Below are 20,149 nucleotides of genomic sequence, written 5' to 3'. Positions count from 1 at the left end.
GACCCGGCGTTGGACGCCGCAACCGGCGGATGTGCCGCCAAAGGGGTTAAGTGCTGATGTCGTCCGATGTCGATCCGCGCGCGGGCAAGCTCGTCGAGCCTGCGTCTCTCCTGGATGTGGGCCGGCTGCTGAGGGCCTATCATGAGGGTCGCCCCGATCCGACGGTGGCCACGCAGCGGGTGACCTTCGGGACCTCCGGCCACCGCGGCTCGGCGTTCAACAACGCGTTCAACGAAGCCCATATCCTGGCGATCACTCAGGCCATCTGCATTGATCGCAAGGCCCGCGGCGTCGACGGCCCGTTGTTCATGGGTATTGACACCCATGCGCTGTCGCAACCGGCTTTCGTGACGGCGCTGGAGGTCTTCGCCGCCAATGGCGTGACGACGATGATCGATGCCGCCGGCGGTTACACGCCGACGCCGGTGATCTCGCATGCGATTCTCAGCTACAACCGCGACCGCAGCCAGGGACTGGCGGATGGCGTCGTTATCACCCCGTCGCACAATCCCCCGGCCGACGGCGGCTTCAAATACAATCCGCCCCACGGCGGCCCCGCGGACGCCGTCACGACCGGCGCGATCGAGCGCCTTGCCAACGATTTCCTCGCCGCCGGACTGGTGGGGATTCGCCGAATTCCGTTCGCCCGCGCCCGCGTCTCAGCGGAGGTCCGCCGGTTCGATTTCACCTCGCCCTACGTCGCCGATCTGCCGTCGGTCCTGGACATGGCCGCGATCGCCGCGTCCGGCGTGAGCATCGGGATCGATCCGCTGGGGGGCGCGGCCGTGGGATATTGGGCGCCGATCATCGACCGGTACGGACTGAACGCGACCGTAGTCAGCGAAGTGGTCGATCCCACCTTCGGGTTCATGACCGCCGACTGGGATGGCCAGATCCGCATGGACTGTTCGTCACCCTACGCCATGGCGCGGCTGGTGGGCTTGAAGTCGCAGTTCGAGATCGCCTTCGGCAACGATACCGACGCGGACCGGCATGGGATCGTGACCCCCTCGCAAGGCCTGATGAACCCCAACCACTATCTTTCTGCCGCGATCTCCTACCTGTTCGGGGCGCGGACGGCGTGGCCAGGCGCCTGCGCGGTGGGCAAGACCATGGTGACCAGCGCGATGCTCGACCGGCTGGCGAGCCAGCTGGGGCGTCAGCTCATCGAAACCCCCGTGGGTTTTCGCTGGTTTGTCGACGGCCTGACACGCGGCGCGCTCGGTTTCGCCGGGGAGGAAAGCGCCGGCGCCGCGTTCCTGCGTCGGGATGGCACTGTCTGGACCACCGAGAAGGACGGCCTTCTGCTTGGCCTTCTGGCCGCGGAAATCACCGCGTCGTCGGGGCGGGATCCTGGAGTGCTCTACGGGGGCCTGACCCAGGCGTTGGGAACACCCTTCTACGAACGCCTGGACGCGCCCGCGTCGCGCCGGCAAAAGGCCGTTCTGGCGAAGGCCGGGCCCGAACACTTCCAGATCGCGCAGTTGGCGGGCGAGTCTGTGATCGCCGTAGAGACCACGACACCCGGTGGCGGCGCCGGGCTTGGCGGCGTGCGGGTGCGGACCCGCAACGGCTGGTTCGCGGCGCGGCCTTCGGGCACCGAGGACGTCTATAAGATCTACGCCGAGAGCTTCCTCGGCCCTGACCACCTGCGGGATATCCAGCGCGAGGCCCAGGCGTTGATCGGCGAGCTTTTCGAGCGCGCCGGCGGCGAGCCGGCGCCGGACTGACCGACCTTCACGCCTCGCGCGGCGCATCCTCCGGCGCGAGGTCGGTCCCGGCCAGCCACCCGCCGGCAAATCCCGCCCGCCGCAGGCCGTCCCGGATAGGGCGGCAGCGGCGCATCAATCGCCAGACCATGCCGCTGGCGTGGTTTTCGATCATCAGCACGATGGGACCCTCATTGAGTCCGAAGTGCCACGGCGAGACCCACCAGCCAAATGGGTTTCCGGGCTCGCCAGGATGAGTCGGATTGAACGACGCCTTGAATCCGTAGGCGCTGGCTTCCTTCAGCTTGGCCTGGTGAATGCAGAAGGCGATGGCGGGCAGCACAATATCAGGGGCGAAGGGCAGGGATGCGACCACCGCCCAGGGGGCCAGGGTTCCGTCGTCAGGTCCGTAGGGGACGCCGCGTCCAAGATAGTCGAAGAAGGTGCGCTCCACGCCGGCCAGCTTGAGCGTTGCGGGGCCGGGCCCCTCGCTGGCGGTGATCCCCCAGCAATGCTCCCCGTAACTGGCGAACCTGCGCGGGTTTTCGATCGCATAGCGTTGCTGCACGTAGGTTGCGCGCCGGCTGTTCTCGAAATAGTCGATGCCCTTGTCGCGCATGAACGCGTCCTGGATGCCCCGAAAATCGATCCAGACGTGCGACAGCTGGTGTGTGAAGAGCGACCCCGCGTAGAGATAGTCGTAGCCGTAGCACCGTTCCCACCGATAGGTGGACAGCCAGGCGTCGTAGCTTGCCCGCGGCAGCGGGTGGGCCGGGGAGGCCAGCGCCAGAACATAGAGCAACAAGGCTTCGTCGTAGCCTTCCCACCGATAGGCGATGAACCCGCTCTCCGGTCGCCAGCCGTGGGTGACCGTCGCGCCGCCATTCTGCGCCCAGACCCAGTCGGCGCGCGCATAGAGCCCGTCGGCGAGGGTGCGGATTTCCGCTTCGTCGGGCGAGTCCGCGTCGAAATAGGCGCCCGCCGTCAGCGCGCCCGCGAGCAGGAAGGCGCTGTCCACGGTCGAGACTTCGCAGTCCCAGGCGCGCCGCCCCGTCTGCATGTCGAGGAAGTGATAATAGAAGCCATGATGTCCCGTGGCGTCCGGCTCCGGCCCCTGAGGGCTCTGCCAGAAAAAGCGCAAGGTGGCCAGCGTGCGCTCCACCGCCAGCTTGCGGGTCATGAAGCCGCGTTCGACTCCAACCGGGTAGCACGCCAGCGCCAGCCCGGTCGCGGCGATGCTGGCCGGCCAGGCCTCGGCGGTCTTGTCGAGGATCAGGCCGTTGGCGGGATTCACCTCGTTGAGGAAATAGTCGAAGGTTTCGCGCTGCAGCGTTTCCAGCTCCGACTCGGTGGCGCGCAGGCCCGCACTCATGACGCAACCGGCGGCGCCGGGCGGCGAGGCCGCGCGAACGGATCGACAGCGTCGGCGCGGCCTTCGTCGCGGTTGGGGGTTGCGACCACGCCAACGGTCGCCGTCGCCATGTCCGGCGCATGACCCGTCGCCACCGCGAAACCCGCCGCCTGGACCATCGCCACAGGGTTGGTCATCTGGCCGACGACGGTCGCCCTCCGCCGATCGAAGTGCAGGATCGCGCCCAGCGTCCGCGCCGTTCCACCCTTGTTGGCCTGAACGCCGGTGATTTCGCCGGCCTCGCCGAGCGTGCGAAACGTCACGGGCCAACCGGCCGGGGCGCGAACAGGCCGCCTCCGATCCCCAGCGCGGCGTCGGTCGCCTCGATCGAACGGGGTCCGGACGTCTCGCGGCCACTGAGCGCCCGTATGGCGTCGATCGTCTCGGGAATGACGATGGCCTGATTGTCGACCATGTAGGCGTAGAACAGCTCGTCGCCCTGGACCTTGAGCATGTCGGCCCAAAGCGCGACCTCATAGAGATCGCCGCGCGAGCGACCCCTGTCGGCCATCAGTTCCTTCACGGAATTGAGGGCGTCCAGACCGTATTCGTCCTTCATCAGCACGATGCGCGACGAGGCGCCGAACGCATCCAGCACCTCGTCCCTGGTGGCGTCGCGGGTCATCTGCACCGACCAGTAATGCAGGTGTCCGATGGTTTCGGGCGCCTTGACCGCCATGGTCAGGACATCGAGGTCGGGATCGACCGTCTGGGCGTCCGGCCCCTGGTGACTGGGGATTTCGGACTCCGGGGCAAGCGTGTTCATGATCCCGCCCAGGTGGCTCTCCCACGGGTCGGTGGCGCGGCGCAGCAGGGTCCCCCGGGCGCGATGGAGCAGGCCCGCTCGCTTGAGGGCAGTCAGGGTGCGCACGGTCGCCGTGGTGTTGCAGGAGACAACCCGCGTCGCGTCGCGCCCGACCGCGCTTGCGAAATTGGCCTCCGCGACGAACGAGTGGCCGGTGACGGCATGCTTCTCTCCGCCCTGAAGAATGAACTTCAGCCCGCGCGCGCGATAGATCGGCACATTCTCGGCCGCGACGTGCTTGGGCGTGCAGTCGACGATGACGTCCACGGCGCCAAGCAGGTCTTCCAGGCCGCCCGCCGACGGCACGCCGGCGGCACGCAGCGCCTCCCGCGCCTCCGCTGTGCCGGCAAAGAGCGGCACGCCCTTGGGCTGCAGGACGCGCGTTCTCCAGTCGGTTGCAATATCGGCTACGCCCACCAGGCGCATGTCGCCTTGCGCCCCGACGGCGTCGGCGACTCGTTTGCCGATCACGCCGTAGCCGTTCACAGCCACCCCAATCGTCCCGTCCAACACGAACCCTCCGGCGATGTTCGATCCAATGGACGGCGGGGAGGCCGGAACCTTACAGCCGGGGCGAGGTCCGCGGTCAGTGGCTGAACAGCACCGGCCGCCCGGTCTGCGTGAGCAGCGCTCGGGTGAACCCGCCAAACACCCACTCCTGCAAGCGGCTGTGACCATAGGCCCCGGCTACGATGAGGTCGGCCGCCTGCTGTTCGGCGATCTCCAGCAGCTGTTCCGCGGCCGCGGCGTCCCGCTCGGCGATGTGAGCCTTGACCGTCGCCTTGACGCCATGGCGGGTCAGATAGGCGGCGACGTCGTCCAGGCGGCTCGTCGTTGCGGGCTGGGCGGCCTTGCTGTCGCAGATTTCAACGACCTCGACGGTTTCGGCCCTTTGAAGGAAGGGCAGGGCGTCGGCCACCGCCCGGCGCGACTCGCGGGTGTCCTTCCAGGCGACCAGCACATGCGCGGCGTTCAATCCGGCCATCCCGGGGGGCGCGACCAGGACCGGGCGGCCCACTTGCAGGACAAGGGCGCCCGGCAGAGCGACCTCATATTGCGACACGTGTGGGCGAGCGCCGAGGCTTGCGACCACCAGGTCGGCGGCCCGCGCATCGGCGGCGAGCTCGGCCAGCGGAAAGCGGACCCCGGATCGCCACGCCGACCCTTGGCGGACCGCGCCGGCGACCGCACGAAATTTCGCCTCAGCGCGTTTCAGGTCGGCATCCACGCGTTCGGTCTCGGCGGCGATCATGTAGCCGCCGTCAAAGCCGCCGTCGCCACTGTAGGCGTTCTGGTAGAGTTCGGCCCCCACGCCAAGCAGGCTGGCGTCGAAGCGGTTTGCAATGTCGATCGCCAAGGCCAGGCGGGGGTCCGGCGTCGGCTCTGCCTCCACATGGACCAGGATCGTCTTGAGCGGCATGGAAAGTCTCCTCGGGCGGCGGGTCTCCTGGCCCGAGGTCGGACCCGGGCCGGCGTTCGTGGACCGCGACAGGTCCGTATTGAAGACGCGCCTCAATCGAATTGCTTACGGCCCGGCGCCGCCCCGGGCTCAAGGCGCCCGCGCGCGGCGCCGCCCCCGGCGGTCACCGGCAGCCTCGCGACCGTCTGACCCCCGCGCCTCTCGCGCGGGTCGCTAACGCGCCGAGCGGTCGAGCAGCTCGATCAGTTCACGGGCTTTCTTGCGTTGTTCCGCCGCGTCGCCGCTAACGATCGCGCCTTCGATGCAACGCCCGAGGTGGTCCTTGAGCATCTCGGTCTCCGCGCGCGACAGCGCTGCGCGGATGGCCCGAATCTGCGTCAGGACATCGATGCAATAGCGGTCCCCCTCAACCATCCGCGCGACGCCTCGCACCTGGCCCTCAATGCGGCGCAGCCGGTTCAGCAGCTTCGGCTTGTTGTCTTGGGTCAAGGCGCGGCCTCCTGCCACCATTCCTATTCGGACTGGAGGTATGGCGGAAATACCCCATATAGGTATGTTGCCGCTGCGGGTGGCGGCAAGCGCTTGATGTGGAGACCCGTCGATGGACGACAGTCACGCCCACCCCAACCACGGTCCGCCGGGGGCCAATGCGGCGACGGTGATCGATCCCGTCTGCGGAATGACCGTCGATCCCCTCAAGACCGCGCACCACGCCGAGCACGCTGGCAGGCCTTATCATTTTTGCTCCGCGGGGTGCCGGACGAAAGTCCAGGCCGACCCTGACAAATATCTGGCGCCGCGGACGCCCGGGCCGGATCCGACGCTTCCGCCCGGCGCCATCTACACCTGTCCGATGCACCCCGAGATCCGCCAGGTCGGCCCGGGGTCCTGTCCGATCTGCGGCATGGCGCTGGAGCCGGAGACCATCACCGCCGACAGCGGTCCCAATCCTGAGCTCGCCGATATGAGCCGGCGCTTCTGGGTCGGTCTGGTCCTGGCCGTGCCGGTGTTCGTTTTGGAGATGAGCGCCCATCTGATGCCCGGCGGCCTGATGCTGGTGAGCCATCACGCATCCAGTTGGATCCAGTTCGCGCTGGCGACGCCGGTCGTGCTGTGGGCCGGGTGGCCGTTCTTCGAGCGCGGCTGGACCTCGCTCATCACCCGACGTCTCAACATGTTCACCCTGATCGCCATGGGGGTGGGCGTCGCATGGACCTACAGCGTGGTGGCCGTGTTGGCGCCCGGCCTGTTCCCGCCCGCCTTTCGCGACGCTTCCGGGGTCGTGCCGGTCTATTTCGAGGCCGCTGCGGTGATCACCGTCCTGGTGCTGCTGGGGCAGGTCCTGGAGCTGCGGGCGCGCGAACAGACCTCCGGCGCCATCAAGGCCTTGCTCAACCTCGCGCCGAAGACGGCGCGCCGCCTCCGAGAGGATGGGACCGACGAGGAAGTGACCCTCGACCTGATCCAGGTCGGCGACCGTCTGCGCGTGCGTCCCGGCGAGAAGATCCCGGTGGACGGCGCCTTGACCGAGGGGCGGGCTTCCATCGACGAGTCCCTGGTCACCGGGGAGTCCATGCCGGTCACCAAGGAAACCGAGGGCAAGGTCATCGCCGGCTCCCTCAACAAGACCGGTTCCTTCATCATGCGCGCCGAGAAGGTGGGCGCCGACACACTGCTGTCGCGCATCGTCCAGATGGTCGCGGAGGCCCAGCGCAGCCGCGCGCCAATCCAGCGCCTGGCGGACCGGGTCGCCGGATGGTTTGTGCCCGCCGTCATTGCGGTGGCCGTTATCGCCGGCGGGGTCTGGGCCCTGGTCGGGCCCGAGCCGCGCTTCGCCTACGCCCTGGTCGCGGCGGTGTCCGTGCTGATCATCGCCTGCCCCTGCGCGCTTGGCCTGGCGACTCCGATGTCGATCATGGTCGGCGTGGGCCGAGGCGCCCGGGAAGGGGTGCTGATCAAGAACGCCGAAGCCCTCGAACGCTTCGAAAAGATCGACACCCTGGTGATCGACAAGACCGGCACCTTGACCGAGGGGCGGCCAGCGGTGACCGCCATCAAGACCGTCGCTGGGGTCGACGAGGGCGAGCTTCTGCGACTCGCCGCCAGCCTTGAGCGCGGCAGCGAGCATCCCCTGGCCGACGCCGTCCTGCGCGCCGCCAAGGATCGCGGCCTGACGCTGTCCGAAGCCGCCGACTTCGAGTCTCCGGTCGGCCGAGGGGTATTTGGCAAGGTGGATGGCAAGTCGGTCGTGCTCGGCGGCGCGCCGCTGATGGCCGAGCAAGGCATCGATCTTGCGCCCCTGTTGGCGCAGGCCGAAGCCCTGCGCCAGGACGGAACGACGGCGGTCTTCGCAGCCATCGACGGACGGCTGGCCGGCGTCCTGGGGATTTCCGACCCCGTCAAGGCGACGACACCCGAGGCGGTGCGCGCGCTGCTGGCCGACGGGATCCGGCTGGTGATGATGACCGGCGACAACCGCACCACGGCGCTGGCCGTGGCCAAGCGGCTGGGTATCGAGGATGTCGAGGCCGAGGTGCTGCCTCAAGACAAGGCCAAGGTGGTGCAGAAGCTGCGCGCGGAGGGCCGCGTGGTGGCGATGGCCGGCGATGGCGTCAACGATGCGCCGGCGCTTGCCGCCGCCGACGTTGGCGTCGCCATGGGCGCGGGCTCCGACGTGGCCATCGAAAGCGCCGGGGTGACCCTATTGAAGGGCGACCTCCAAGGCCTGGTCCGTGCGCGCCGCCTGTCGCGGGCGGTGATGCGCAACATCCGCCAGAACCTGGTCTTCGCCTTCGTCTACAACGTCGCCGGCGTGCCGATCGCGGCGGGGGTGCTCTATCCGCTGTTTGGCCAGCTGCTTTCGCCGGCCATCGCCGCGGCTGCCATGGCGCTGTCATCCGTCAGCGTCATCAGCAATGCGTTGCGTCTGCGCGTCGCCCGCCTGTGAGGCGTGACGCGGGAGTGAAACACCATGACGGGGGATGAGGCCGCGGGGTCCGGCCGGGAAGCATGGCTGAATCGGGACTGCTTCTGCATCACGCTGGATGCCGCCCGGCTGGAGACCGCCATCCGGGCCGAAGCGCGGGACCCAGACTTGATCGTGGCCATGATGACCGCCCGGCCGAATCTCTTCTCCAGCGGGCCGGTGTTCATCGCCAGGCATGAGCTGGCGGCCATGCTCGACGTGGTCGCCGCCATCGAGGCGGTGGCCGAGGACCCGGCGTATCAGGACGCCGCGCTGACCTGGGCCCCGGCGATCGCGCGCCAGGATTTCGGGCCGCGTGGGGTCTTCATGGGCTACGACTTCCACCTCGGCCCCGAAGGCCCCAAGCTCATCGAGGTCAACACAAACGCCGGGGGCGCCTTTCTGAACGCCGTCCTGGCGCGGGCGCAGAGCGCCTGCTGCCGCGAGGTGGAGGACGCCTTGCAGGCGTCCCCGCCGGGCGGCTTCGAGTCCGCAGTCTGGGAAATGTTCCTGAGCGAATGGCGATTGCAGGGTCGCGCCGGTCAGCCGCGCACCCTCGCCATCGTCGATGACCGGCCGCGGGAACAATATCTGTTCCCCGAGTTCCTGCTGGCGCAACGGTTCTTTGAACGCCATGGCCTGAAGGCCAGGATCGTCGATCCTGGTGAGCTGAGCTTCGCCGATGGAAGTCTGCGGTTCGAAGGTGAGACGATTGATCTCGTCTACAACCGGCTGGTCGACTTCTCCCTCAGCGCCAGAGGACATGAAGCGCTGCGCGACGCCTACCTGTCCGGCGCCGTCGTGCTCACGCCCAATCCCCGCAACCACGCCCTGCTGGCCGACAAGCGAAACCTGATTCTGCTGTCGGATCCTGTTGCGCCGGCGCGCTGGGCGATAACACCGGCCCAGCGGCAAAGCCTTGCCGCCGTCCCGGCGACGGTCCTGGTGACCGGCGAGAACGCGGACGCCCTGTGGGCGACGCGCAAGCAGCATTTCTTCAAGCCGGCGGGCGGCCACGGCGGCAAGGCGGTCTATCGCGGCGACAAGATAACCCGCGGTGTTTGGGACGAGGTGCGAGACGGCGGGTACATCGCCCAGAGGCTGGCGACGCCCAGCGAACGCCGCATCAGGATCGACGGGGAGGTGAAGTCTATGAAGCTGGACGTCAGGCTCTACACCTATCAGGGTGCCGCCCTGCTGACGGCGGCGCGAATCTATCAGGGCCAGACCACCAATTTCAGAACGCCCGGCGGCGGATTCGCGCCGGTCTTCATTGTCTGACCACGGACCGTCTGCGTGGCGGAATCTACTTCGCAACGCCTCCAACAGGCTTCATGGCCATGCCGGGCATATCCCGCATCATCGCGTCATGATCCTTCGGCGCGCTGTTGACGGTGGCCTGATATTGCGCGGCCGACAGGGTCGGCAGGGTTCTGACGAACGCGACCATGTCCCAGATCAGCTCGTCACTGTGGGTGCGCCCCCAGGCCGGCATGGCGGTCATCTTGACGCCGTGCTTGATCATCCAGAATTCCTCGCCAGGCGTGTGCGCGAGCCCGCGGCTGAGTTCGGGCGCCGCGGGGTAGAGCCCCTGGCTGATTTCGGTCTTCTCCATGCCGGGGGCGAGATGGCAGCCGCTGCACATCTCCGCGTAGAGGCCCGCGCCCGCAGCGATGCGGGCCGGACTGGCCAGGTCGGCGGGAATCCTGATGTCGCGCGCCCGCACAGCGATCGATCGGTCGCGCATGCTGCCGATCATCCAAAGGACCGGTCTGGTGTGGGGGACGTCGGCGCCGATGTTGTAAATCCCGGCCTCGAGAAAAGCCCCGCCGACCCCGCCCGCGACCAGCGCGGCCACCAGGACGAAGGCCACGCTGGGGAGATGGCGCTTAAGGTCGAATGGCTTGCGATCCATGGTCCGCTCCCTTGCCGCTGCGTCCTGCTCTGCTGAGACGATCCGCCCCTGGGATACGCGCGAGGGCGATCAGACCCCTCAATCCCGCCAAGCGGCCCCGGAAATCAGCGACGACCCGGTTCCGACCCTGCGGGCCCTCAACGCGGGGGTGGGTTGGCGCGCGAGGACCAATGGACATGGACGATCCGCCACCCGCCGGCGGTCCTGGCAAGGATCATCGTCTCCGTCGTGAGCCGGTCGGTGACCTTTTCGCCGGCGCGGGCTTGAACCCGGCCTTCCGTGGCGATCCAGGCGCTGTCGCTGGCCGCGGCCCCGGAACGGCGAAGGATGGTCTCAAGCGCGGTCGCCTCGAATGCCGCGTCGGCCGGCAGGTGCTCCGCGGCGTAGGCCGCCTTCGAGGTCTCCGCGCCGCCCGCCTCGAACACCAGGACGCCCGCCGCCATCAGGCTGGCCGCCTTGCCGGTGTCACCGGCCTTAAGGGCGGCGTGAAAGGCGTCGACAACGCCAGCCGCGTCCGCCGCGGCCCCGGCCAGGGCAATCGGCCGGGTTTCGGCGGATGGCGCGGCCGTGTGGGCCAGGGCTTGCGGCGGCAGGACGAGCCCCGCCGCAAGGCAGAGAGCGGATAGTCGCAGCAATCGCGTCATGGATGAATCTCCGAATACGCCACTTGGGCGTCCTGATGCCTGCGCGCCCAGGCCGCCAGGCCGGACGTCAGTTGGATAGCCGATGCCAATGTCTGCTGACCGGACCGCGGCGCGCTTGAGCCTTGTGGCAACGTCCGGCGCCGCGCCGGCGCCGTCGCCGCGCCCGGCAAGATCTCCCATCGCCTCACCCGACCGAGCAGGGGTCGCCGGCGCGCAATTGCGCCGCCAGCAACTTGCGCGCGCGATAGACCCTTGTCTCGATCGTTTTGGCCGAGACGCCCAGGATTTCGCCCGCCTCCAGCTGCGAGCATCCGTCGAAGGCGGTCAGCAGCAGGGGCGCCTTCAGGGGGGCGGGGAGGCGGGCGATCGCCATTTCCAGCCGACGGGCCTCCTGGTCCTCGATGACCACGTCATCGGCGGGCTTCGCCGGATCGGCGGCTCGGGCAACATCGGACCCTTCCGCGCTGAACGGACCGAAGATCATCCGACGCACCGCCGCGCGTCGGCCCCGGTCGCGGGCCTTGTTAATCGCGATGGTTGTCAACCAGGCTCCGAACGGCCGCTCGGAATCGTAGCGATGAAGTGCCCCCCACGCCGCAATGAACGCTTCGTGGACCGCTTCATACGCCTCGTCCGAATCGGCGGTGTAGCGGCGAAGGAGCCTGTAGAGACGATCCTTGTGACGGCCGACCAGGCGGCCGAACGCACGGTCGTCGCCCGTCGCGGCCTGGACGGCGAGGCCGCGGTCTGACGCCTCGGCTTCCGACGTCACCGCGGATCTTCGGTAAGCGACTGGACGACGGTCTGGTCGAACTGCTCGGCCTGGGCGGGCGTCAGGACGGTGCGCATCGCCAGGACATGGACGATCGTTTCCTTCTGCAGTTCCCCCATCGCGTGATGGAAGCGGTCGATGCCCGCCTGCACCTGCGGCGAGTAGGCGTGCTGTCCCTGGCGGGCCTGCGCCACCCGGGCGTACGCGGCGCGCATTTCCGCCTCCAGCGCGCCGCGCCGCGCGGCGTGCTCGCGCTCCATGCCGCCAATGCGAGCGTGTTGTTCGCCCGTCAGATGCAGCTTCTCGTGAATGACATCATGCAAGGAGACGGGGGAGGACATCCGATGGATGACGTACTGGGCTCCGGCCCAGGCGCCGACAGCGGCCCCGAGGATCGAGAGCACGAGCGTCAGGAGGATGCCGCGCATGAAACTCACCGGCGGGCCTCGAGCAGGGTGGAGGGCGCCAGGTGGGCGACGCTTGAGAACGGGCCGTAGCTCCTGGGGGCCGCGATGCCGGCGACGGCGACGGCGCCGCCCGCGGTGAGCCCCAGCGCCAGGGCGAGGCCAACGCTGGCGACCCGCACGGGCGCGAGCGCCGCATTCGCCGCGAGGTCACGGCGGCGCAGCCGGATGCTGCGGGCGATTTCCATCTCAAGCCCGCCAAGCGGCCGGTCCGTCGCCGCCAGCGCCAAGCGCGTGACCAACTCATCGAGCCGTTCGCTCATGTCCAAATCCTTCACGTCGGGGTCCCTTGGGCTATACGTTCCGGACGGGCCGATCCCCTAAGGGTGAGACGCAGGGCGCCGGCAAGGGTCGACGTCTTCGACGCCCCGCCGACTTGGAGGTCAGCCGGCGCTCTTGATCGCCACGACTTCCGGGGTCGCCCCCGGCTTTACCGTGAAATCGACCTTCTGGCCCACCCGCAGTCCGGTCAGCAATCCGGGTTCAATCTTGAAGGTCATGGTCATCGCAGGCCACTTCAGAGCTGCAATGGGGCCGTGCTGAAGGGTGACCGCGCCACCCTTGGCGTCCAGCTTCCTGATGATTCCGCTGCCCTGCGCGCCCGGAGCCGGGGCCGCAGGGTCCATGTGGGTCATGGCTGGCGTGTCATGGGCCGCCTGCGCCAGGGCCGGGCCGGAGAACGCCAGGGCAGCCGCTGCGATCAGCATGATTTTCATGGGAGTCTCTCCATCTCAAGGTGAGGCGCGGACGCGCGCAACACAGGTCTTTCGAACATTACGCGCGCAGCCTTCTCCTGCCCTCATCCCGCGGCCAGCTTTTTTGAAAAGCCGTCAGCGATGCCGCCAGCCAGCTCATCGGGCGACCCGCGCGTGACCGCCAGGACCGCCGCAAGGTCCTGGGCGATCGCGCCTCGGTGACGATTCCGCCGGGACATTTCTTCAAATGCGGTGAGGGCGGCGAGCCCTGCTGCGCGTATCCAAACGAGTGCGCGCGGACGCCCCTCGCCGCACGCCGATGTGTTGGGACTTCCAGACGCCATGACTGACTTCGACCGTCGCCAGCTCCTGCGGGGCGCTTCACTTGTGGGCGGAGGCCTCGCACTCACCTCCCTGATGCCGGGCTGGGCGCAGAGCGCCACCCCGGGTGTCGCGCCGATCCTGCCGACCTTGACCGGGCCGAACATCGACCTGACCATCGACCACGCGCGGCTCAGCATTGACGGTCGCGCGGGCCACGCCGTCACCATCAACGGAACGGTTCCCGGACCGCTGCTTCGCCTTAGGGAAGGTCAGACTGTCCGGCTGTCCGTCAGGAACAACCTGGCGGAAGATACGTCGATCCACTGGCACGGCCTCCTCGTGCCGTTCCAGATGGATGGGGTGCCCGGCGTGACCTTCCCTGGCATCAAGTCCGGCCAGACCTTCGTCTATGAATTCCCGATCATCCAGTCAGGCACCTACTGGTATCACAGCCATTCGGGACTGCAGGAGGCGGAGGGTCACTACGGGCCGATCATCATCGATCCGAAAGGCGAGGACCCCGTGGCCTACGATCGAGAGCATGTGATCGTGCTCTCGGACTACAGCTTCATGCATCCCCACCTGCTCTACAAGCGGATGAAGCAACAAACGGGTCTCTACAACTACCAGAAGCAAACCCTTCCCGGGCTCCTCGCCGGTAAGGATCAGACCCTGCAGGAGCGCATCGAGTGGGCCAAGATGCGCATGGACCCCACCGATATCTCCGACGTCACCGGCGCGGTCTTGAGTTTCCTGGTCAACGGGCATGGTCCGAAGGACAACTGGACCGGTCTGTTCAAGCCGGGTGAGAGGGTGCGCCTGCGGTTTATCAACACCGCCGCCCAGATGGTCTTCAACGTCCGGATTCCCGGCCTGAAACTCACGGTCGTGGCCGCCGACGGCCAGAACTTGCGTCCGGTGGAGGTCGACGAGTTCCAGATCGGCAACGCCGAGACCTACGATGTGATCGTGCAGCCCATGGAGGATAGAGCCTTCACCCTGGTCGCCGAGGCGGTCGACAGGTCGGGCATGGCGCGGGCCACGCTGGCCCCGCGCGCCGGCATGATCGCGGTGGTCCCGCCGCTTCGCGAGCGCCCCTTGGCCACCATGAAGGACATGGGCATGGACATGGCGTCGATGAACATGGGCGGCGCGGCTCCCGCGACCGACAAGGCGGCGGAGACGCGCGGCGCAACGGTTCCCGGGATGGCGCCCCGCGCGCCTCACGGCTCGGACGCGATGGGCGACATGGGCGGCATGAAGATGTCCATGCGCGACGGACAGAATGCGCCCGGCGTCAGGATGGGGCCGGGCGTGCAGACCATCGCCCCCATTCCCATCGACCGAACCGGTGAGCCGGGTCAAGGTCTCGAAAGCGTCGGCCATCGGGTCCTGGTCTATCGGGATCTCGTGGCGCTCGATCCAAACCCCGACTCACGCACCCCGTCCCGCGCCCTGGACATCCATCTGACCGGCAATATGGAGCGGTGGATGTGGGGTTTCGACGGCGAGAAGTTCAGCGAAACGACCAAACCCTACGCGTTCCGCAAGGGGGAGCGGGTGCGCGTGACCCTGATCAACGACACCATGATGGCCCACCCGATCCACCTGCATGGGCATTTCTTCGAGCTGGTCCATGGGCCGGCTGGCCACCGACCGCGGAAGCATACCGTGCTGGTCCTGCCTGGCGGCAAGGTCGCATGGGACTTCACCGCCGCCGCGGGCGACTGGGCGTTCCACTGCCACATGCTCTACCATATGCACGCGGGGATGTTTCAGGTGTTCGCCGTCCGGCCGCTCGACGCGGTTGCCGCATGATCCGGTTCCTGGTCCTGGGCCTCATTCCGCTGGCCGCGGCCGCGCCCGCAGCCGCGCAACCTATGAGCAATATGGCGATGCCGGGCATGTCGACGCCCATGCCGGCAAAGGCGGCCCCGAAGGCGACGAGGACAACGAAGGCTGTCCCCCAAGGGCGGTCTCAAAAGGCGCGCAAGGTTGCGGCCGCCCCGCGCCACGGCGCCGGCGCGGTGGCGGCAATGCCTGGGATGGCCGCGATGCCGGGCATGTCGGGGCCCCCGACGGCGACCGACGCCATGGCCGATATGCCAGGGATGCAAAAGCCGCCCACCGGCATGGCCGCAATGCCCGGCATGTCGGCGACCTTGCCCACGGCCTCCGGCGCCGCGACGGGGAACATGGCCGGGATGAAAGGAATGGCGGCTGGCGCGGACGCGGCGCCGGCTGTCGCCGAACCGGAAATTCCCAATGGACCCGCGCCGCCTGCGCCGACCGACAACGCAGCGGATCGCTTCTACGACCCGGCGGCGATGGCCGCGGCGCGCGCGGGCCTTCGCCAGGAGCACGGCGGGATGAGCACCTCGACGGTGATGGTCAACCTCGCGGAATACCAGGCCCGCACGCGCGGCGGCGCAGGCTACCGTTGGGAGGGCCAGGCCTGGTTCGGCGGCGACATCGACCGGTTCGTCGTCAAGAGCGAGGGCGAGGGGAGCCGGCGGGGCGGCCTGGACAGCGCGGAGGTCCAGGGCCTCTATTCCCATGCGATCGGACCTTATTTCAACGTCGAGGGCGGCCTGCGCCAGGATTTCAAACCCCGGTCGCGCACCTATGCGACTGTGGGCGTCGAAGGGCTCGCGCCCTATTGGTTCGATGTCGGCGGCGCGCTGTTCCTGTCGAACAAGGGCGAACTGCTTGGGCGGATCGGGGCGACCTACGATCTGCGGTTTTCGCAACGGCTGATCCTGCAGCCGCGCGTCGAGCTCAACCTGGCGGCGCAGGACACTCGGGAGACGCGGACGGGCGCAGGTCTTTCGACCGCCGAGCTTGGCCTGCGGCTGCGCTATGAAATCACGCGCGAATTCGCGCCCTATATCGGTGTTTCCTACGATCGCAAGGCCGGCAAGACGGCCAGCTATGCTCGGGCGCTGGGAGAAAATCCGGAGACGACGAGCCTTGTCGTCGGAGTCCGAGCCTGGTTCTGACATCGCGGTGGCGACCTCGAGGGCCGGCTTGGAGCCATGGCGCGATGATTCCGGACCTATGCGGCCAGGGGTGGCGCAAGGGTTCCGAGCCAGGCGACTAGCGCGAGGACGGCGATGGCCAATCCTGTCTCCACGACGAGGCTGCGGCGCAAGGCCGCGACGACGCTGCGAGTCTCTGACGGTTTCCTCAGCGCCGCGTCCAAGGCAGGCGTCAGATGAAAGCGGTTGGCGGCGGCCAGGCCGACCATCCCCAGAAAGAGCAGGACCTTGAGACTGAGCAACTGGCCGTAGAAGGTGGTCAACAGGTGCGGCAGGCTCGGCAGGCCGACCAAAAACCATCCGTTGACAAGCCCGGTCGCCACCAGGACCGCCACCAGTCCGGAGCCAAGGCCCGAGAAGCCATGCAGGGCGGCGTGCACCGCTCGGCGCTCTTGATCGCCATGCCGGTGGTCGGTGATCAACAGGACAAAGAACGCGACCAGGGCGCCGATCCAAACACCGGCGGCCAGCGTGTGCACGATGTCGCTGGCCAGATGCAGCAGGCCGCCGGCGCCCCTGGTCGCCGCGCCGTGGCCCATCCACGCAAAACTCGCGCAGATCACGCCGCCGGCGAGGGCCGCGCGCCACCAAGCCGTTCGCGCGGATCCGCGGAAGCCGGACGTCGCGAGCAACAGGACCGCCACCGCGGCGCGGACGAGGCTGGATCGTCCGAAGCTCATTCCGGTGAGGGCGGCGTTCAGCGCGTCAGGCTGGAGCGCGTCGTGCAGGGAACCCGCCAGGACGGCGGTCTGAGCCAGAAAGCCGAGGCTACAGGCCACCAGGACCGTCACGGCGCTGGCGATCAGCACGGGCCGGGGCCACCGAAGCGCGCCGGCCGCGCCAGGGCCGGCCCGCGGCATGGCGTAGAGGAAGAACAGCGACGACCCGAACAGGATCATCGCCGCCGTCATCTGGACCCACCTGAGGACGACGACCGCAGGTTCGAACACTTGGCTACTTCACGGTGAACGCCAAGGCGCCGGTCGACCTATGGCCGTCATTGGCCGCCGCGGCATGCCATGCGATCTTGTAGGCGCCCGCCATGAGAGGACCGCTCGAGACCCCCGTAATTGTCCTGTGGTCTTTGGAAACGGTCGTCTTGAACTTCATCTTCATGCCATCGCCCATCATCACGTTGAAGCCCGAGAAGGCTGGGGTGAGCTCTTCGTCGAAGGTCAAGGCAATGGTCTTGGGAGACGCGACGGTCGCGTTCGCGGCGGGATCGGACTTGACGAGAGAGACGTGGGCCAAAGCCTGGGTTGCGGAGAGCAGGGCGACGGCGCCGAGAGCGACGACGGCCGATTGGGGGATGCGAGCGAGCATGCGGTTTTCCTTGCGATGAACGGACGTGCCTGGGTGACGACGCGCTTGCGCGCCGTCATCCCTCGAGGGATGCCGCCCGCGGAGCTCTGACGCCAGCCAAATTTGACGACGTTCAGTCTACGCCGCCCGGATGGCCGTGAAGGTCCTGGTCATGGCAAGCCAACGCCGGAAGGGGCCGCGCCGGATTGTCAGCGTTCCGGCCTTGGCGTCGAACGGTCCCGGCGGCGGCGGCGCAGCAGCAAATAGGCCGCGGGCACAACGAGCATGGAGAGGAGGGGGGCGGTCAGCATCCCGCCGATCATCGGCGCGGCGATCCGGCTCATGACTTCCGACCCGGTTCCGTGACCAAGCAGGATCGGCAGCAGGCCCGCGACAATCACCGCCACGGTCATGGCCTTGGGGCGAACCCGCATCAGCGCGCCTTCCCGGACCGCCGCCTCGACCTCGGCGTCGGTCGGATTTTCGCCGCGCCCGGCCAGGGCGTCCTTGAGGTAGATAAGCATCACCACCCCGAACTCGGCGGAGACGCCCGCCAGGGCGATGAATCCGACCCCGGTGGCGACCGACTGGTGGAAGCCCAGCCAGTAAAGCGTCCAGATCCCGCCGGTGAGCGCGAAGGGCAGGGTGCCCATGATCAGGGCCGCCTCGTCGAACCGGCCGAAGGTGACGTAGAGCAGGACGAAGATGATCAGCAGGGTCGCCGGCACGACCAGCTTCAGCCGCTCGACGGCGCGCTGCAGATATTCGAATTGGCCTGAATAGGTGACCGAGACGCCAGGCGAGAGCTTGACGTCCTTGGTCACCGCCTTTTGCAGATCGCCGACCACCGAGGCCAGGTCGCGCCCGCGGACATCGACATAGACCCAGGTCGAAGGCCGACCGTTCTCGGTTTTCAGCATCGGCGGACCCTCAGCGATCGTCAGCCTCGCGATCGAGCCCAGTGTGATCTGCTGACCGGCGGGGGTCAGGATCGGCAGGGTGCGCAGGCCCTCAAGGCTGTCACGCAGCTCCCGGGGATAGCGCACGTTGATCGGATAGCGCGCGAGCCCCTCTACCGTCTGGCCGACATTGTCGCCGCCGATCGCGCCGGAGACGATCGTCTGGACATCGGCGATGTTGAGCCCGAACCGGGCGGCGGCCGCGCGGTCGATGTCCACGTCGACGTAGCGCCCGCCCGTCAGCCGTTCGGCCAGGGCCGAGCTGACGCCGGGGACGCCCTTGGCGACGGTCTCCACGGCGTGGGCGATGCGGTCCAGGTCAGCCAGGTTCGACCCCGAGACCTTGACCCCGATCGGACTCTTGATACCGGTGGCCAGCATGTCGATGCGGTTGCGGATTGGTGGCACCCAGACATTGGTGAGGCCGGGGACCTTCACGGTCCGGTCCAGGGCCTCGACCAGTTTCTCCGGCGTCATGCCGGGTCGCCACTGGCTCTGCGGTTTGAACTGGATGGTGGTCTCGAACATCTCCAGCGGCGCGGGATCCGTGGCGGTCTCGGCGCGGCCCGCCTTTCCGAACACAGTCTGAACCTCCGGCACGGTCTTGATCAGCCGGTCGGTCTGTTGGAGAAGTTCCGAAGCCTTGGCCACGGAAAGGCCGGGCAAAGCCGAGGGCATGTAGAGAAGATCGCCCTCGTTCATTTGCGGCATGAACTCTCCGCCCAGGTGTGCCAGCGGCCAGGCCGTGGTGGCGAAGGCCAGCACCGCCATCAGCAGCGTGGCGCGAGGCCGGCGCATGACCCAACCCAGCACCGGTCCGTAGCCCGCCGCCAGCCAGCGGTTGAGCGGATTGGCGTTCTCAGCCGGGATTCGGCCTCGGATCAGCCAGCCCATCAGGACCGGGACGAGCGTGACCGACAGGATCGCGGCGGCGGCCATGGCGTAGCTCTTGGTGAAGGCCAGGGGCGCGAAGAGGCGGCCTTCCTGACCCTGCAGCGAGAACACCGGCACGAAACTTAGGGTGATGATCACCAGACTGAGGAACAACGCCGGCCCCACCTCGGCCGCCGCCTCCGTGATCACGATCCAGCGCTTTTCGCCCTCGAGATGCTCACCCGGATGGGCGCCTTCCCAGCGCTCGATTTTCTTGTGGGCGTTCTCGATCATCACCACCGCGGCGTCGACCATCGCGCCGATGGCGATGGCGATGCCGCCCAGCGACATGATGTTGGCGTTGACGCCTTGCCCCCGCATCACCAGCAGGGCCGCCAGCACGCCCAGCGGCAAGGTCAGGATGGCCACAAGGGCGGAGCGCGCGTGCCCGAGGAACAGGGCGCAGACCAGGGCGACGATGACGAACTCCTCGATCAGCTTTTCGCGCAGATTGCCGATCGCTCGGTCGATGAGCTGGGAACGGTCATAGGTCGGGACGATCTCGACGCCGGCGGGCAGGCTCTTCTTCAGCTCCGCGAGCTTGACTTTCACCGCCGCGATGGTGGCCCGCGCGTTCTTGCCCGAACGCAGGATCACCACCCCGCCAGCCACCTCGCCCTGGCCGTTCAGTTCGGCGACGCCCCGGCGCATCTCCGGGCCGATCTGGACGGTGGCGACATCGCCCAGGCGCACCGGCACACCGCCGGCCGCGGTCTTCAAGGGGATTGCGCGGAAGTCGTCCAGCGTCTTCAGGTAGCCGGAGGCGCGGACCATATATTCGGCCTCGGCCAGT

Annotated in this window: 20 protein-coding genes; 5 read left to right on the top strand and 15 right to left on the bottom strand. The window is 68.0% G+C overall.

Going from position 1 to position 20,149, the window contains the following annotated elements; genetic code table 11:
- Nucleotides 1-56 precede the first annotated feature (56 nt).
- A complete protein-coding gene (pgm, locus tag RMN86_RS03160; RefSeq protein ID WP_309604375.1) occupies nucleotides 57-1,730 on the top strand; it encodes a phosphoglucomutase (alpha-D-glucose-1,6-bisphosphate-dependent) in 1,674 nt (557 codons plus the stop codon).
- Between the two features lie 7 nt (nucleotides 1,731-1,737).
- Here pgm and RMN86_RS03155 read toward each other — a convergent pair whose 3' ends face one another.
- From RMN86_RS03155 to RMN86_RS03135, 5 genes are all read right to left on the bottom strand, one after another.
- Nucleotides 1,738-3,081 carry a glucoamylase family protein gene (locus RMN86_RS03155; RefSeq protein WP_309604374.1) on the bottom strand — a complete coding sequence of 448 codons (1,344 nt, stop codon included), beginning with the start codon at nucleotides 3,079-3,081 and terminating at the stop codon, nucleotides 1,738-1,740.
- Nucleotides 3,078-3,383, bottom strand: coding sequence for an HAD hydrolase family protein (locus RMN86_RS03150; RefSeq protein WP_309604373.1), 306 nt, complete (start codon nucleotides 3,381-3,383; stop codon nucleotides 3,078-3,080). Before RMN86_RS03150 ends, RMN86_RS03155 begins: the two co-directional genes overlap by 4 nt.
- Nucleotides 3,380-4,435, bottom strand: a complete 1,056-nt coding sequence (locus RMN86_RS03145) for a type II glyceraldehyde-3-phosphate dehydrogenase (RefSeq protein WP_309604372.1) — start codon at nucleotides 4,433-4,435, stop codon at nucleotides 3,380-3,382. Before RMN86_RS03145 ends, RMN86_RS03150 begins: the two co-directional genes overlap by 4 nt.
- Before the next feature lie 76 nt (nucleotides 4,436-4,511).
- Nucleotides 4,512-5,345: a universal stress protein gene (locus tag RMN86_RS03140; RefSeq protein WP_309604371.1), complete on the bottom strand. Its 834-nt coding sequence runs from the start codon at nucleotides 5,343-5,345 to the stop codon at nucleotides 4,512-4,514.
- 213 nt (nucleotides 5,346-5,558) lie between these two features.
- Complete coding sequence (locus RMN86_RS03135; RefSeq protein ID WP_309604370.1) at nucleotides 5,559-5,834, bottom strand: metal-sensitive transcriptional regulator; 276 nt, start codon at nucleotides 5,832-5,834, stop codon at nucleotides 5,559-5,561.
- A gap of 112 nt (nucleotides 5,835-5,946) precedes the next feature.
- Here RMN86_RS03135 and RMN86_RS03130 point away from each other — a divergent pair, with 112 nt between their 5' ends.
- Both RMN86_RS03130 and RMN86_RS03125 read left to right on the top strand, forming a co-directional pair.
- Nucleotides 5,947-8,292 (top strand): heavy metal translocating P-type ATPase, encoded by a 2,346-nt coding sequence (locus RMN86_RS03130; RefSeq protein WP_309604369.1) that lies wholly within the window; start codon nucleotides 5,947-5,949, stop codon nucleotides 8,290-8,292.
- Nucleotides 8,293-8,316: 24 nt separating this feature from the next.
- Entirely contained in the window at nucleotides 8,317-9,591 is a 1,275-nt protein-coding gene (locus RMN86_RS03125) for a hypothetical protein (protein ID WP_309604368.1), read from the top strand.
- A gap of 25 nt (nucleotides 9,592-9,616) precedes the next feature.
- Here the strand turns inward: RMN86_RS03125 and RMN86_RS03120 are convergent, their stop codons facing one another.
- From RMN86_RS03120 to RMN86_RS03095, 6 genes are all read right to left on the bottom strand, one after another.
- Nucleotides 9,617-10,183, bottom strand: coding sequence for a cytochrome c (locus tag RMN86_RS03120; RefSeq protein ID WP_309604367.1), 567 nt, complete (start codon nucleotides 10,181-10,183; stop codon nucleotides 9,617-9,619).
- Between the two features lie 179 nt (nucleotides 10,184-10,362).
- On the bottom strand, nucleotides 10,363-10,869 hold the full coding sequence (locus RMN86_RS03115) for a nuclear transport factor 2 family protein (protein ID WP_309604366.1): 507 nt from the start codon (nucleotides 10,867-10,869) through the stop codon (nucleotides 10,363-10,365).
- 184 nt (nucleotides 10,870-11,053) lie between these two features.
- Nucleotides 11,054-11,641 (bottom strand): RNA polymerase sigma factor, encoded by a 588-nt coding sequence (locus RMN86_RS03110; RefSeq protein WP_309604365.1) that lies wholly within the window; start codon nucleotides 11,639-11,641, stop codon nucleotides 11,054-11,056.
- A complete protein-coding gene (locus RMN86_RS03105) occupies nucleotides 11,638-12,069 on the bottom strand; it encodes a periplasmic heavy metal sensor (protein WP_309604364.1) in 432 nt (143 codons plus the stop codon). The genes RMN86_RS03110 and RMN86_RS03105 overlap by 4 nt, the downstream gene beginning before the upstream one ends.
- A 5-nt stretch (nucleotides 12,070-12,074) precedes the next feature.
- A complete protein-coding gene (locus RMN86_RS03100; RefSeq protein ID WP_309604363.1) occupies nucleotides 12,075-12,368 on the bottom strand; it encodes a hypothetical protein in 294 nt (97 codons plus the stop codon).
- A 120-nt stretch (nucleotides 12,369-12,488) separates the two neighbouring features.
- Nucleotides 12,489-12,821, bottom strand: a complete 333-nt coding sequence (locus RMN86_RS03095; protein WP_309604362.1) for a copper-binding protein — start codon at nucleotides 12,819-12,821, stop codon at nucleotides 12,489-12,491.
- Between the two features lie 321 nt (nucleotides 12,822-13,142).
- Between RMN86_RS03095 and RMN86_RS03090 the strand changes: the two genes are divergently transcribed.
- Complete coding sequence (locus RMN86_RS03090; protein ID WP_309604361.1) at nucleotides 13,143-14,942, top strand: copper resistance system multicopper oxidase; 1,800 nt, start codon at nucleotides 13,143-13,145, stop codon at nucleotides 14,940-14,942.
- A 160-nt stretch (nucleotides 14,943-15,102) separates the two neighbouring features.
- On the opposite strand, the gene RMN86_RS03085 is transcribed toward RMN86_RS03090, so the two are convergent.
- Complete coding sequence (locus RMN86_RS03085; RefSeq protein WP_309604360.1) at nucleotides 15,103-15,321, bottom strand: hypothetical protein; 219 nt, start codon at nucleotides 15,319-15,321, stop codon at nucleotides 15,103-15,105.
- A gap of 16 nt (nucleotides 15,322-15,337) precedes the next feature.
- Between RMN86_RS03085 and RMN86_RS03080 the strand changes: the two genes are divergently transcribed.
- Nucleotides 15,338-16,123: a copper resistance protein B gene (locus RMN86_RS03080; RefSeq protein ID WP_309604359.1), complete on the top strand. Its 786-nt coding sequence runs from the start codon at nucleotides 15,338-15,340 to the stop codon at nucleotides 16,121-16,123.
- A gap of 56 nt (nucleotides 16,124-16,179) precedes the next feature.
- Here the strand turns inward: RMN86_RS03080 and copD are convergent, their stop codons facing one another.
- From copD to RMN86_RS03065, 3 genes are all read right to left on the bottom strand, one after another.
- The gene (gene copD, locus RMN86_RS03075; protein ID WP_309604358.1) at nucleotides 16,180-17,112 is read right to left on the bottom strand and encodes a copper homeostasis membrane protein CopD; all 933 of its coding nucleotides are present in this window, start codon (nucleotides 17,110-17,112) and stop codon (nucleotides 16,180-16,182) included.
- 4 nt (nucleotides 17,113-17,116) lie between these two features.
- Nucleotides 17,117-17,485 carry a copper homeostasis periplasmic binding protein CopC gene (copC, locus tag RMN86_RS03070; RefSeq protein WP_309604357.1) on the bottom strand — a complete coding sequence of 123 codons (369 nt, stop codon included), beginning with the start codon at nucleotides 17,483-17,485 and terminating at the stop codon, nucleotides 17,117-17,119.
- A 188-nt stretch (nucleotides 17,486-17,673) separates the two neighbouring features.
- The coding region (locus RMN86_RS03065) for a CusA/CzcA family heavy metal efflux RND transporter (RefSeq protein ID WP_309604356.1) at nucleotides 17,674-20,149 on the bottom strand (2,476 nt) is incomplete at its 5' end.

The organism is Phenylobacterium sp. (assembly GCF_031360265.1).
GTDB lineage: Bacteria > Pseudomonadota > Alphaproteobacteria > Caulobacterales > Caulobacteraceae > Phenylobacterium.
The sequence above is the reverse complement of the archived record's forward strand: the minus strand, read 5'-3'. Positions and strand labels throughout refer to the sequence as shown.